Genomic DNA, 14,773 nt, shown 5'->3' with positions numbered 1-14,773 from the left:
GAAGAAGACCATGTTTCACAAGGTGATTGGCGATTTATGACCGATGACGAGCTCATGATTGGAGTTCAATCTGGCGATGATGCGGCATTTGCCAAAATCGTTGAACGCTATCAGGGAGTTCTCATTGGCTTTTTCATGCGAAATACGCGTGATTTGCAGCTTTCCGAAGATCTGGCTCAGGAAACGCTGCTCAAAGTTCACAATCACGCATGGGATTACCTGACCCTGGGGCGATTCCGAGGATGGCTTTTTCGACTTGCCAGAAATCTTTTGATCGACAATGTGCGGCGACACTCGAACAATGCACTGGTGAAGTCTCTGGTTCGTCAGCGTGATGCGGAAGACGATCTGGTGGCACGGATTGCAGACGAGTTCCGCCCGCCAGAAATGGCCCTGGAACAACGTGAATTCAGCGAATTGATCGACGAATTACTGGCAGAGATTCCGGAGGATCAGCGTCAGACATTTCTGTTACACCATTTTTCTGAATTGAGTTTGCCTGAGGTTGCCGAAATCATGGATGTGCCATTGGCGACCTGTAAAAGCCGATTGCGTCTCGCCCGGGAAAAGCTTGCGGAAAAACTGCGTTCCAGAGGAATGGCTCCAAGCTATGAGGCAGATTCAAGATAGAGTGTTTTCAGATTGAATGGCTTCTGGAACGCGGGAACAGATACCGTTCTGAAATGATTGTTGTGTGGACGAATCAGTCCCGGATGGATGGGGTAGGGAACGATTTGACTTTGAGAAAAACGCCCTCTTTACCGACATTTTTGATCCGTCGAATATTACGAAACGTTAAGAAAAATGTGGGCCGGTATTTGAGGCAATCCCGATACGTCGAGGTTTCGTAAGAGAGATCGCTCGAAGGTTGGGGAAAGAGAGACCAGACAGGTCTCGTTTTGTTGAATAGATAGAGTTGATGACTCAAAGGGACGTCACGATGTCGTGGCGGCGAAGGCGACAATTGCCGCTGGCGAAACCGGACGTGACCGGTCCGATGTTGATTGAGGATTGATATGGCATACTTCAGCAGATTAACGGACATCGTCACCTGTAATCTCAGTTCTCTGTTGACGCGTTGCGAAGACCCCTTGGCAGCCCTTGAAGCGATTCTTGGAGAAATGAAAGAAGGGGTTGCAGGAGCGGAACGCTGTGTTCGCACGGCGATTTCCAACGTCGGGAGGCTTGAGACAGAAATCTCTGAGCATCGACTTGAGATCGCTCGATGGATTGTCAGGGCTCAAGATGCGTTGAAGTCCAGCGAAGAGGGAATTGCGCGAGAATGCCTTGAACGCAAATATGAGGTTGAAGATCTGATCGCCGGATTAGAGCAACAGCTTCAGGCTGCCATCGGAACACGCGACCATCTGCAGACAATGTTGTCGGCATTGCAGGCGAGAGTCGCTGATGCATGTCGTCGACTGAAAGAAATGCGTGGAGAAGCTGAAGCGGCAAGTGAAGGGGGAACACGTTCATTTGTTGATTCGACTCTCGCTTCCGTGACGAATTCGCGTCCAAATCGCGTTGATTCCGAACTGGAAGAATTGAGACGCCAAATGAACCTGGGCGGCTGATAAGCTGACCGACGGCATCAACTGGCCGACGGATTAGAAATCCGTTGCTGAAATACAAAAGTGACCTCGTCGCATTCGTTCTTATGAGAACACCGCGACGAGGTCACTTTGTTTTCGAGACGGGTGAATGTCCTCAGACTTTTAATAAGTCGACATGTAAGATGGCGTCGCTGGCCACCCGAAGAGGTACATTGCGCGAGGGACATTGGCGTCGAGAACGCGCGTCAACGGGTCAGTCTGGACTGAAGCGGCTTGGGCTCCAACGAGGATTTCAGCCAGTGATTTCTGCGATTCGTAGTTGATGACTTTCACAGAAGTCAGTCCCAGCTTCTCTTTCAGCGCGGCGACGACATCTTCTTCGTAACCAATCTTGTCGATGAGCCCCAGATCCAACGCCTGTTGAGCGGTGTAAACCTGCCCGGTTGCCAGCGCTTTCACCTGATCCATGTTCAGGTTGGCACGACTGTCATCAATGACTTTCAGGAATCGGTTGAAGGAATCGTCCAGGATTGTCATCCAGACTTTTCTTTCCGCTTCACTCAGTTCCTTCAATGGATTCAGAGTGTCTTTGAGTGGACCCGTTGCGAGTGAATCCGGTTTGATACCGAACTTGTTGGCGAGTTCGCTAACATCATAACGTGGCATAATGACGCCGATTGAACCCGTCCAGGTTGTCGGTTCGGCATAGATAGGGGCACCTTCTCCGGCACCCATTGCGATGTAATAACCTCCAGATGCTGCGATCCCTTTCATGTAGACATGAATCGGCTTCTTTTCGCTCAGCTTCAGCAGCTTGTGGTAAATCTCATGGCTGTCTGACACCAGTCCACCGGGACTATCGATGACAAGCAAAACGCCTTTCACGTCAACTTTCTTCTGAACGTGCTCGATGATCTTGAGCAGGCGATCAGTGTGTGGTGGCATGATCGTGAAGTCAGTGACGATTCTGGCAATCTTGTCGGTCGCTTTTGAGTCACCGGAATGGAACTTCTCCGTCGGTGCATTCGTTTCAGTTGTGAAGTCGGACTTCATCGCCGACAGGGTCAAGTTCACAAAGAGTGATCCCACCAGCATTAAGATCAAAATCGTGATCAGCCAGCGGCGGCTCGGGTTCACAACGATCACCTTGATGGGCTGCTGCGAAGTCGTGTCGATCGGTTGATTCATGGCAAACCAGGTAGGTTGTGTTGAGTTTTTTGATGTTTTCGACTGTATGACATGGTCTCGATCTTCGGATCGAATCAATTGAGAATAGCCATCAGTCCTTTATCTGCATCTTACCAGCACGCCGATATTTCCAAAGCCGCCGGATAATCCGGCTGTAGGAATTGTTTTGAGAATTCGCCGAGGGGGGGCCTCGGAGGATGGTGAATCGTGAATCCGACTGTTGTCACGAATCGCCATACCGTTTCTGCGTTTTGCTGACTTCCAGAGTGATGGAATTCTGCTGAACGGTACAGGGATGAATTCGAACATATCCAGTTTTTTTGTGTTTCTCTTCGTGGATTTGCAGCATTTACCAAGTGCACATGTCGTCTCTGATGCATGTGGCTTGAGTGCTGAAATCTGCTGAAGACTGGAAACTCGAACGACTGTTCGAGACATCCAGTGAGAAACAGGAATGGCTGGCGAGTTAATTGGCATTTCCATGGACAGCGTCACCACCGTCTGTCCATAAGGGAGCAGTAAAAAGATGACTCTCTATCGACGCCTGATTCGAACCACTCGTCCACTGATGCTGGCATCGATTGCTGGTTCAGCTGTGTGTTCCCTGTCGGGTTCCGTAGTTGCTCAACAGTCAATGTATCCAGCATCGGGTGCCAATGTCGCTCCCGGTTATGCACCGGGGATGTTTCCCGTCGATGCACCGCTTGCATTGCAGCCGATTCCAGTGAACACAACTGCACAGCACTCTGGTGCCGGTGCAAATGCCAACCAAACGATGCCGATTCTGAGTCGCTCAGCATCACAAGATCACAGCAAGCCGATTCAGGCAAATCGTGGTGAGTATCAGACTGTTCAATATCAGTCAGATGTTCAACAGACAGAGTCATCAGGGATTCTGAATCGGTTCGGGCGTGTCTTCCGAGGACGGACAACGGCTCCTGTCGATCCGGGTATGAATTATCCGAAGGCGTCACAGTACCCATCGCCTCCACAGGCACCGGGTGTTACTGGTTCGACACCGGGGCAGATCCCAGGGATTCCATCTGCACCACCTGCGACAATGCAGCCAGGGTTGTTTCAGCCTTCACCATCGGTCAATCCGATTGTGGATCATGTGCCACCTGCTCCAGATGGAGGAGTTGGTATGAGTCAGCAGGTGCGAGTTGCACCTCCACCTGCACCAGGGGTTCAACTGCCTCCACTCCAGAATCTGCCTGAGCTGAAGATGATCATGCAGGGAGAGCAGAAAACCGTTCAGGCTCCTCCGCCTCCTCAGGATTCCTATCAAGCTCCAGTTGTCTCTCCACTTGTCCCTCCGGCACCGTTGTCTGCCAGCAACAGTATGCCATCACTGGAAATCAAGCCTCAGGCTTTGCCACCAGTGCAGGGGATCGCTCCAGGGGAGCCGATGGGAGGGGCTCAGGCACAGAAGCCAGTGGCAAATATCCTGCCACCTGCACCAGAAGGGGGGGCAGCTCCAGCGACTCCACCAGTTGCCACCGCTGCTGTTCCGAAAGCTACCGCTCCAAAATCTGCTGATCCATTTGCAGACCTGTTCCCTGCGGACAAGTCCACAATGGCCAAGCCAACTGAGCCTGCAGTTGCTGCTCAGGGAGTAGATAAACCGTATACCGGTCTGACACTGGATGCTGATGTCGCCATTCTGCCTGCGAAGGTCCCAGATGCGATGCCAGCAACTCCTGATGCGGCCCCACAGGTTGCGACACAGACGCCTGCACCAGCTACGCCTCCGGTTCAGGTAGCGATGGTTGATTCTCCTCAGGTTCAGCTTCAGAATGTGCCGACTCTGAAGTTGCTGCCGGTCGCTCCACCAGAAGTCACAGCTGCTAAGCCAGCTGATCAACCGACACTGCCATTGGAAGAGCCAAAAGAGATGAAGGTTCCAGCACTGGAACTTCCTTCAGAGGAGAGCCTGCCGAAATTGTCGATGGCTCCTCCGGTTCCTGACGCACCAGCTGTGAAGTCCAATGCCGCTGAACTGCCTCCTGCACCAAATGAAGAAAAGCCAGCTCAACAGAGTGACCCAAAGTCAAAGTTTGAGCGGATTGCTGCCAGAAAAAATATGGCGGGATTGAAAGGCTTCTGCCCGGTCGTGTTGCGAGATCAGCGAGACCTTGTCGATTCCAAAGCAGAATTCGAAGTGGTCTACAACGACTACACCTACAGCTTCTCTTCAAAAGAGGCGATGGAGAAGTTTGAAGCAGAACCAGCGAAGTACGCTCCTGTGAATTCATGCGGCGACGTGATTCACGAGGCTCTGGCAGGCGAAGCTTTGGAAGGCTCGCTGGACTATGCAGTCTGGTTCAAAGGCCGTCTGTATCTGTTTTCATCAGTTGAAACGATGGAAACATTTGTTGCCGCACCAAGCAGCCATGCAATGAACGAATAGACCGAACAGGTCAACAAGACTCGACCGATTGACTCGATCGGTTTGACGTGCAGGGGGAGCAATCCGGGGGGAATTGCTCCCCTTGTTTCGTTAAGTCATGTTGAATGACATCCTTGCCGGTTGCTTGAACATCCTTACTTGGATGTTCAAGGGCCGGTCGGGATCGTTTCAATCAAGTCCTCGACCAGCTTGAAAAGAACCTCGTGCGTCACCGTGATCTCGACAAGGTCTCGTCCTGGTTGACCTGCGATGGATCGGTATCTTCGCAAAGCAAAAGTTCCATTCCCGGACTGTGAGAGCAGCACTTCGTAATACTGCTGCCCTGCCGGTGTCGAATGTGGTGGAAGTGATCGGATAAGAACCTGCCCGTGAGTCGGATCGACTTCGAGCATTCCGATTTTTTCCATCAGATATCGGACTCGTTGGCTTAAAGCATCCGCCCAGCGTTTCAGAACATCAAACGCCACGTTACTCAGCTGTGGTACGAACAGAACCAGTTCCGAGAACGCACAACTCATGGACTCCAGGCGAACCAGTTCCAGTCTGAGTTCAATTCCGTTTGAATCCGCGATTTGCACCGTCGTCGGCATTGTGGTTGATGACTGAGACAACCTGGACAGGTGCTGTTCGAGGTCGTGTCGAAGTGCCATCTTCCCTCCCGTTGTAAATCAAAGTCTCTGCATCAAATCGTACGACGATTTCAGACAGAAAACTGGGGGAATTCAGTTCTTTCATCCGAATTAGGATGAGATGGATTACTGGAATTGTCAGGTTGGATGGCCTGCAAGTGCCGCCATTTTAAGAGGTTACAGAGTTGTGATGAGCTGCTTTTCGTCGTCTCTTAGGGGGAATGCTTCGCATGGTTTCAACCCGACAGGCACTGTTCGTTCAGAGATCGCGTTCCATTCTGGAGCGTGGGACGCCTCTGGTGCCACTGAAACCTTCTTTTGGACGAAGGTCGTCTAAATCGTTGATTGCTGGTTTCTGAGTTGCCATTCCTGAGTGCGGACAGACAGGAGCGCCAGCATCATCACGAGATACAGACTCATCGAGAACACCAGAGTCGGGGAGAACGTTGATTCCTGCTGCAGATTAAAATGGACAAGCGAGACCGCGAGCAGGTTGTTTCCAAAGTGGACGAGGACCGGCACCCAGATCGTGCCTGTTTGCAGATAGAGCAGATGCAACAGGATGCCAACGGGAAGTGTGGCCAGTGCGTGAGGGAGTGACCCATGCACCGCGGCAAAGCATGTGGAAGACAACAAGACGCCAGCGGTGACTCCGTATCGACCGACCAGTCTGCGGCCAAGGACCCCGCGAAAAATCAGTTCTTCTAAAAACGCCGGAGCCAGTGCCATCGCGACGATCAGGATCGGGTATGGAACTCCATGAAACGTGGAATACAAGTGTTCGAGTGACGTCTGCTGGATCGCCGTGGCCGATGTCCACGCAATGACCTCCTCGCCTTTCCACCAGAGATTTGTCACCTCATACAGAAGATTTCCAATCAGCGCGATGGGACAGACCGTCGCCAGCGAAATGACAAATTCGTCGACAGTTGGCGTCCTCCACCCAATGCGTTCGCGGTAGTTTTGACCTTCTCGCCAGCGGATAAGTGGCAGCAATAAGAAGACGGCCCCGAGGACAGGCGTTCCGATTAACAGAAAAGAGCGGTCAAGGTTCGTGTCGAGAATCCAGTGAACGAGTTCCTTCTGATTCGGCCAAATCAATCCGAAAGAGCTGGTATAGAGAATCGTCAGAACTGCAGCGAGCGCGATTGCTTGAGCAAAGAGAAATCCCGCCATCCAGGCTAGTGCTTCAAAGATCGAACAGGCCGCAGAATCCTGACTGACTGGCAAGTGCTGACGTCGCGTGAGCCAATTGGTACGCATGCCATCTTCTCCGTCCTATCAATTCCCACTCTCGATGAGTGACCAGCGGGTGCGATGATTCTTTGCCATGATCAGCTTTCTTAAACGCATTGAAAAGCCCAGTTTCAACAGGCGAAGTCAGCTTCTTTCCGAATAGTTCTCAATGAAATGCGAATGGAGAATCAAAACGCCTCACTAGTGACAGGGTGAGAATAAGAATTCTGTTGTGATTCGATGTATTGAAATGCACCTGTGTAACAGAAGAAAGCCTGCCGAGAGTTGTGCGTCTGATTCTATCTGAAAGCTCTGTACAGGTCGTGTTCCCTGACTATAACGAGGAGATGTCGGGGGATGACCTGATCAAGACGTGGGCAACAATCGGAGAAACAATGAGCTCAACTTTTCAATATCGTCGTCTGGACAAAACCGATGTTGCCGTATTGCTGGTCGATCACCAGTCCGGCCTATGCAATATCGTTGGCGATTTCTCGCCAGACGAGTTCAAGAACAATGTTCTCGCACTTGCTGATGCCGCAAAATATTTCAATCTGCCGACGATCCTGACAACGAGCTTCGAGACTGGGCCAAATGGACCTCTTGTTCCTGAATTGAAAGAGCTTTTTCCAGACGCTCCTTACATCGCTCGTCCCGGGCAGATCAATGCCTGGGATAACGACGACTTTGTGAAAGAGGTCAAGGCAACTGGGAAGAAACAGTTGCTCATTGCAGGTGTCGTCACCGAAGTGTGTGTGGCGTTTCCTGCATTGTCGGCTCTTGAAGAAGGGTATGAAGTCTTCATCGTGACCGATGCGTCTGGAACCTTTAATAAGACGACTCGCGATGCGGCATGGGCGCGCATGGCTGCCGCTGGTGCTCAGCTGATGACATGGTTCGGAGTTGCTTGTGAATTGCATCGTGATTGGCGAAACGATGTCGAAGGGCTGGGAGCTCTCTTCTCGAATCACCTCCCGGCTTATCGCAATTTGATCACGAGCTACAGCGCCAGGAAGTAGGCGTCTTTGAAAACATGATCCCCAGCGTTCGTTACTTGGCCGACGATTTCAACAGATCTCGCAGTGCTACTTCCAGATCTGGAAACTGGAATTCGAAGCCTTCATCTCGAAGTCGCTGTGGGAAGACATAGCGACCATAGAGTGCAAGTTCTGGATCAGTCCGCATGAATAATGGGGCTCCAATACGGACCATCCATGAAAAGGCGGGCAACCCGACCGGCATTCCGACAACCCGTCGAAGTGTTTTCATGAACTGACGCTGCGGGACAGGATTCGGGGAGGATGCGATGTAAGCTCCCTGCATCTGTTCGTTTGTCAGTGCACGATCGAAGATGCGGTTCATGTCGGTTTCGTGAATCCAGCTCATTCCTTGTTTTCCGGAACCGACGGTGCCACCCAGCCCGAGACGTACCAGCGTCAGCAATCGCTTCAACGCGCCTCCGTTGTTTCCTCGATTGTGCCCGATCACAAAGCTTGTGCGGAGTATCACCTGTCGTTGAGTTGGCAGAACGCTCTCTGCAAATTCACGTTCCCATGCCTGACCGACAAACGGCGCAAGTCCGTATCCGAATGCAGAGTTCTCGTTGCACACGACTTCTGGTGGATCGCCATAAATGTGCGCTGTGCTCATCTGAACCCAGACTGGCGGCGGTGCTTTCACTGCTCGAACCGCGAGCCCAAGTACTCTGGTGGACTCAACCCGACTTCGCAGGATTTCGTCTTGATGGTCTGGAGTCTTGATGCAGTCGACGGTTCGCCCAGTGAGATTGACCAACCCCTGAGCACCATCGAGAACGTGGCTCCAGTCTCCGAGTGTGTGTGCATCCCAGGTCACGTGAGTCCACTGTCCGAGACAACGCGGAGGAGTGCGAGAAAGAATGGTGACCGCCCACCCCTTGTTGATCAGGTGAGTTGCCAGTGAGACACCAAGAAACCCGCTCCCTCCGGCGATCACGATATGACCACGATGAGTGCTTTCAATCATCGAAATGATTCCCGGAAACGCGGTTGCCTGAGTTGGAAGAGAGAGTGATCTCAACATCCTGTAGGAGAGAGGAAGGGGAGGTCAGGTTCGCGTCTCTGGAGCTCTTTCTGGAACGGCGCTATTCCTGCGGCTTGCGGGAGAGTTGTTCGTAGTAGTCTTTGACCATTTGCTGATAGCGATCAGGAACCAGATCTCGGTCGATGGGAACTTGTGAATTGTCTGGATTCCGTCGAATCAGTTCTTCGTCGATCTGCCTCTGGAGATCCAGCAACGGGCCATAAATGGAAGTTCGCACCAGTTCTTTATCTGGTTGCTTGGAATGGCGTTTCACTTCCAGACGTTCGAGCCGAGCCCGATCACGAATTGCGGCGGCCTGTGCACGAAGTTCCGGAGTCGTCAGCATTTCTTCGACATCCCGCATCCGGTCCGACCACTCGCGAAACGCTCCACCTGATAGTGGCCTATTTGGTACAGAGCCACTCTCGTTACCTGGACCTCCCGCTCCAGAAGGGTTTAACGCCTGATTCAATGCGTCAGCCAAAGATGGAGCGTTGTTCATCCCTCCGGCTTGCTGGCCCTGCTGAGCTTGTTGAGACTGCTGAGCTTGTTGCCCTGATTGCTGCGTCTGTTGTTGCTGTTGTTGGCCTGGGGATTGACCACCGGATTGGTTCCCCGGTGATTGTTGCTGCGACGGGCTTTGTGATCCCCCCTGAGACGGACTTTGTGATTTCTCGGAAGACGGAGACTCACCGGAGGGGGAATTGGGCATTCCTTCGGTTGGCTTGCCTTTGCTTTGTTCAGACCCGTTCTGTGCTCCCTCTTGAGGAGAGTTAACTGACGATGGCTCGTTCATTGGACTGGAGCGTTCAGATCCTTCAGGCTTGGTCGAGTCCTTCTGTGAATTACCGGCAGGCATTTTCTCTGGTTGCGAGTCTTGTTGAGACTGTCCAGATTCTGGTGATCCAGCTCCTTGTTCCAACTCCTGACGAATTGATTCGGCCAGTTGTGACAATTCCTGCTGTGCCAATCGAAGTGCGGAGTCTTCGTTCCCGAGGATACTTTCGGCGGCCTCTTCGATTCCGGCCTTCAGTTCATCAATCCCCTGACTCGCCTGCTTTTCAAAGTCTGCTGCATTTCCTTTGAGCCCTCGACGGGAAAGCATGGCCGCCTGTTCGAGTGCCTTCTCCGGTTCGTACTTCTGGAGGTTGCGAAGTGTGTCGTAGAGCTTCTTGGACAGCAGCGGCTCGCTCGATTCTGATTGAACCACTAAGTCCTTGGCTCGCTCCAGAATCTCGCTCAGTTTCTCCTTTTGGTTCGTCATCTGCTCTGCGAGCTGGTTTTCATCAGCATCCTTGTTTTCCCTCAACGAACGCGGCCCGACTGCTGGATCGTTTGGAGTAGGCTCCAGCAACTTGGAAATCTCCTCCTGACGATCCGCGAGCTTTCGTGTGTCGTCGCGAAGTTCCTTCATTGCGTTGTCAAAACGACCTGACACTTTCTCGCGGACTTGCTCTTCGAGCTTCTCCAGTTGCTGCTGAGCGCGGCTCCCTTCAGTCAGTGCCTGCGAGGTTTGCCCTTTTTGTAATGCGTCAGCCGTCTGCTGCAGATGTTGTCTCGTCTGTTCTGCCTGTTGGCGTGCCTCGTTGAGTTCAGATCGGGACTGCTCCTGATTCATGCGCTCTCTGGCTTCATCGAGTTCCTGAAGCAACTCACGCTGTTCTTCCTGCAATCGTTTTAACTCACGTTGAATGGCTTCTTTATCTTCTTCCGATTCGGCTTTGCGCAGTGCGGATTCCAGTTCACGCAGTCGGTCATTCAAGTCCGCTTGACGCTGGGCAAGTTCCTTGAGCTGGTTTAGAACGCGCTGCATCGATTGGTCGGATTCACTCTTCTCGGCCTGAGCCTGCCGTTCCTGTTCGTACCGATCCTGATCGTTCTTCAGTTGCAGTGACTGCATCTGCTGGTTCATTTGCTGAGAACTGGATTTCCCGCTTCGGCTCTGAGATTGGGAAACCTGATTCTCGCGACTCTGCATCTGAAGCAGTGCCCGATATGCCTGTTGAGCCGCGTCTCGGGCACGTGGGAGTGTCGCAATTGAGTTCGTCGTTACCGTCTGCTGAAATGATTCGGCTGCGGCTTTCATTGAGCGGATGGCCTGCTGAGCATGTTGCTTCAGTTGGGGATCTTCCAGCGTTGATTCCAGTTGCTCGGCCTGCTGCTGAATGACACGTTGCGATTCCGCGAGGGTGTTGACTTCACCTGAAAATCGTGTCGTTGGCGGGTCGCGGCGTTCACGGCGAATGACATTCCATGTCCCGGTGACAACCTGTTTCTGGAGTTCCAGCAATTGCTGTGATGGTCCGCCTTCGGCCTGTTCACCTTCAGCATTGCTGTTCGAAGGAGGGACCTGTCGGAAGATCTCTTCAAACGGGCGGACCTCAGCGAAGAAGAGATCACTGAAGGTTCGACGCACGATTCCGTCGGGCCCAAGGTCATCAGCATAGAAGTAGTAAGACACCAGATCGTCTGGTTTAACGGCGAGTGATTCAAACGCAAGCAGGTGAGACACTGTCGACTTCTCGTCAGGCTTTGCTGTGTCGTTGAGTTTCAGTGTTTCTTCCTGACCAGTTGGAAGCTGATAGATCAACCCGAGTTCTTTTAGTCCGTAGTCGTCGCTCGCCTCAGCCGAGAGCAGAAGTTCCTGTAGCGATGAGACCCGAAGGTCTTTAGCCGGGAAAGCAACTTTCAGATCCGGTGCCCGATTTTCAACAACCGAGACACGAATCTCCGGGGGAAGCCTGTTCTGGCGGCCTTGTTCGTCTTCCAGAATGAGTTTGTATTTCCACTCACCGGGGGCCATTTTCGACCATGACGTCATCTGAGTGTGCGGGTGCTTCTCGGAGGACGTTAATTCCACATCAGGGAGATTCTCCGCCTGAAGTCTTGCGGACTTAACCGGCTTGTTGAGCAGGCAGGTCAGGTCGAGTTGAGAACCTTCAACGACAGTCACACGGCGAACGTCCGCAATCGATTTGGGGGCGATGCCTGTGTACTCCGGGGAATTGACGACCGCATCTGCCTGAACAAGGTCAGGGTAATCGAATGTTGTGACCTGAAAATCCGGTGTTCGTTCGCCGTCAGCTTCGATGTGATAAGTCAGGTTCCGCTGCACCTGTGGAACGCGACCTCCAAACAACGGGTCATTCAGACTCTTGTTCAAAGGGAGCCGTGCTTCACCTCCGTTTGAGTCCCGAGTCACGAGTTCAACCTGCGACGGGGTCGAGCCGGTAAATCGCGCGAGGACAAGAAGCGGCGTTCCTCGTTCCAGTTCGACATCGCCTGGTTCAACATCGATTTTGAATGCGGCCGGATTGGGAGCTGTCAGGTTGTTGCCGGTGGCGTCGCCGGGGTTTCCCTGAGTGCGATGAGAAATAATCGTCCACGCCATTCCGGCAGCAGCTACAAACGCTAGGAGATGAACTGCATGTATCCATCGGAGTTGGCTCCGATTGATCGTCTCGTGCCAGTTCTTCTGCCGCAGGTGCGAGAAAACCTCGTTCAGCAATTCAGATTGCAGATAGGTGAAATCCCATTGGCGCCCCTGAGGATGCTGTTCGACAGCGGTGATCAAGCGCCCATCAAGCTCAGGGTAATTCTTTTCAATAAGCAACGCGGCGTCATGGAGATCGCGTTTCTGTCGGCGACCTGTCCAGACACCCGCCAAGATGACGGCGATCACCCCAGGGAGAATCAGAAGGTCCGCTGATTGCCAGGCCCCCAGACGGGTCAGGCTCCAGAGACAGACGGCCAGCACCGTCCACCCGATCGCTGAGGCTGCAAGTCTTTTCCAGCGTCGCGAACGATCGCTGACCTGATCCAGTCGTCGAAGAAGACGGGGATCTGCCATTTCATCACCATTTCAAAATCAGGTGCATGTCGAGGCCTTTTGCAATCACAACATCATACAAGCTTGATGTGATCTGTCGTTGCCGGAGTTTTCGGATTTCCAGGGAAATCAGGGCAAATCGTAAGGATCGGGTTGTTTGGAGAATCTGCTGTAGACGGTTCGGAATTTGTCGCCTTTTCCATTGAATGCAGACGAGTTTGCTCCTCTTGCCCACGAAAGTTCTATTTTTGTTCAAGTTGACTCGGCGGCCAACGTACGATCGTCGGGTTGAACAGTCCAGAAGCTCAGCACACTCTGCCAAAACTCAAGTTCCAGGATGGAATTATCGTTGCAGACTGCGCAGAGCTTTGGCAGCATGGATGCACGGACGTTCGGGTCAGGAGGATTCGAAGAAGACGATCGCGAATGCGAAAAATATCACCTGATTAGAATGTTCGGAGGATACCTGTCATGAGACAACTTCTGTTCGGAGCTGCGGCTGCGGTCATGCTCTGGGCGGGGTCAACTGCCCAAGCCGGGCGGTTCCACGGAGTCGGTTACAATTACATGCCGGTTTCGTGTTGCGCTCCTACCTCGTGCTACACCACGTGTAAGGTTGAGCGTCAGACGTGCTACCGCACCGTCTATGACACCGTCTGTGAGCCAGTTCAGGAAACCGTCTATCGCACTGTGATGGACACGACCTATCAGGATGTGCAGCAGACTTGCTACCGCACGGTCTATGAGCAGGCCTGCCGGGAAGAGCAATATCAGGTCTCCCGAAACCTGGTGGAAACCAGCTATCAGGAGCAGCAGTACACAGTTCAACGCCCTGTGTACGAAACTCAGTACCAGCAGCAATCCTACCAGGTTTGCCGTCCGGTTTATGAGACTGTGAACCGTCCAGTGACTCGGACTGTCATGCGTCCAGTGACTCAGGTTGTAAACCGTCCTGTCACACGGACTGTTTATCGTCAGGTGATGGAAACTGTGAATCAGGAACGGTGCTACACCGTGATGCGACCTGTGACAACAATGCACAACGTGAATCGCGTTGTCGGTCAATGGGTTGATCAGCCAATTACAATTCCAGGCCGAGTCGTTCCAACCATGACACGTGACTGCAACGGATGCCCACGCATCTCCATGACACAGTGCCCACCAACCGTTGTGAATCGCCGTGCATGGTGTCCACAGGTCGTTCAGTGTCAGGTTCCTGTGACCCGAATGGTTCCGCAGGTGGTACGTCAGAACTGCCCAGTGCAGGTCTGCCGCGTTGTTCCTGAATGCGTCACCGAGAACATTCAGGTTCAGGTTTGCCAGATGGTTGCAGAACAGGTCACCGAGAACTGCCAGACTCAGGTTTGCCGTTGGGTGAACGAGACCAAGACCTGCCAGATTCCAGTTCGGGTCTGCAAGATGGTCAGCGAAGTTCGCACCTGCCGCATTCCAGTTCAGGCATGCAAAGTTGTGACCGAAACCCAGACCCGTCGAGTTCCATACTGCGTTGCCAAACAGGTTCCATACACAGTGACTCGTCGTGTTGCTTCTTGCACACCACGTCAGGAAGCTGTCACAGTCACCCGCATGGTTTCCAAAGTTGTTCCTCGTCAGGTTGCCTACGAAGTTTGTCGCATGGTTCCAGTACAAGCGTGCTGCGATTCATCTGACGGCGGATGTGCAAACGGCGACTGTGGGACGACAACAAACTACGGAAGTCAAATGACTCCGCAGCCAGAAGCGACTCTTCAGCAGACACCGACCCCGACTCCAGCTCGTCAGCCAGCCACAACTGGCCCAACGACATAGTTGGTTAGCGTCTGTCGCAGACATCAGATTGACAATTTGAGCTTCGTCGACCTCGGGT

10 protein-coding genes are annotated in these 14,773 nt (G+C 52.7%); 5 read left to right on the top strand and 5 right to left on the bottom strand.

From position 1 onward, the window contains the following. Positions 1–36: 36 nt before the first annotated feature. Together SH527x_RS08570 and SH527x_RS08565 are read left to right on the top strand one after the other, a co-directional pair. Complete coding sequence (locus SH527x_RS08570) at positions 37–630, top strand: RNA polymerase sigma factor (RefSeq protein ID WP_437194242.1); 594 nt, start codon at positions 37–39, stop codon at positions 628–630. Between the two features lie 386 nt (positions 631–1,016). Next, positions 1,017–1,574, top strand: a complete 558-nt coding sequence (locus SH527x_RS08565) for a PspA/IM30 family protein (protein WP_437194241.1) — start codon at positions 1,017–1,019, stop codon at positions 1,572–1,574. Positions 1,575–1,715: 141 nt separating this feature from the next. Here the strand turns inward: SH527x_RS08565 and sppA are convergent, their stop codons facing one another. Next, complete coding sequence (gene sppA, locus SH527x_RS08560; protein WP_437194240.1) at positions 1,716–2,741, bottom strand: signal peptide peptidase SppA; 1,026 nt, start codon at positions 2,739–2,741, stop codon at positions 1,716–1,718. Positions 2,742–3,267: 526 nt separating this feature from the next. Here sppA and SH527x_RS08555 point away from each other — a divergent pair. Beyond that, positions 3,268–5,151, top strand: a complete 1,884-nt coding sequence (locus SH527x_RS08555; protein WP_437194239.1) for a hypothetical protein — start codon at positions 3,268–3,270, stop codon at positions 5,149–5,151. A gap of 146 nt (positions 5,152–5,297) precedes the next feature. Here the strand turns inward: SH527x_RS08555 and SH527x_RS08550 are convergent, their stop codons facing one another. Both SH527x_RS08550 and SH527x_RS08545 read right to left on the bottom strand, forming a co-directional pair. Beyond that, positions 5,298–5,801: a hypothetical protein gene (locus tag SH527x_RS08550; RefSeq protein WP_437194238.1), complete on the bottom strand. Its 504-nt coding sequence runs from the start codon at positions 5,799–5,801 to the stop codon at positions 5,298–5,300. Between the two features lie 312 nt (positions 5,802–6,113). Further along, positions 6,114–7,043: a CPBP family intramembrane glutamic endopeptidase gene (locus SH527x_RS08545; protein WP_437194237.1), complete on the bottom strand. Its 930-nt coding sequence runs from the start codon at positions 7,041–7,043 to the stop codon at positions 6,114–6,116. A gap of 368 nt (positions 7,044–7,411) precedes the next feature. On the opposite strand from SH527x_RS08545, the gene ycaC reads away from it, so the two are divergent. Continuing rightward, the gene (gene ycaC, locus SH527x_RS08540) at positions 7,412–8,035 is read left to right on the top strand and encodes an isochorismate family cysteine hydrolase YcaC (RefSeq protein WP_437194236.1); all 624 of its coding nucleotides are present in this window, start codon (positions 7,412–7,414) and stop codon (positions 8,033–8,035) included. A gap of 31 nt (positions 8,036–8,066) precedes the next feature. Here the strand turns inward: ycaC and SH527x_RS08535 are convergent, their stop codons facing one another. Beyond that, positions 8,067–9,020 (bottom strand): epimerase, encoded by a 954-nt coding sequence (locus SH527x_RS08535; protein ID WP_437194235.1) that lies wholly within the window; start codon positions 9,018–9,020, stop codon positions 8,067–8,069. A 118-nt stretch (positions 9,021–9,138) separates the two neighbouring features. Continuing rightward, on the bottom strand, positions 9,139–12,927 hold the full coding sequence (locus SH527x_RS08530; RefSeq protein ID WP_437194234.1) for a hypothetical protein: 3,789 nt from the start codon (positions 12,925–12,927) through the stop codon (positions 9,139–9,141). A 450-nt stretch (positions 12,928–13,377) separates the two neighbouring features. Here SH527x_RS08530 and SH527x_RS08525 point away from each other — a divergent pair, with 450 nt between their 5' ends. Beyond that, the gene (locus SH527x_RS08525; protein ID WP_437194233.1) at positions 13,378–14,715 is read left to right on the top strand and encodes a hypothetical protein; all 1,338 of its coding nucleotides are present in this window, start codon (positions 13,378–13,380) and stop codon (positions 14,713–14,715) included. Positions 14,716–14,773: the final 58 nt, after the last annotated feature.

Source organism: Planctomicrobium limosum (genome assembly GCF_051465645.1).
Lineage (GTDB): Bacteria > Planctomycetota > Planctomycetia > Planctomycetales > Planctomycetaceae > Planctomicrobium.
Note: the sequence above shows the minus strand (reverse complement) of the source record. Positions and strands in the feature narration are given on the sequence as shown.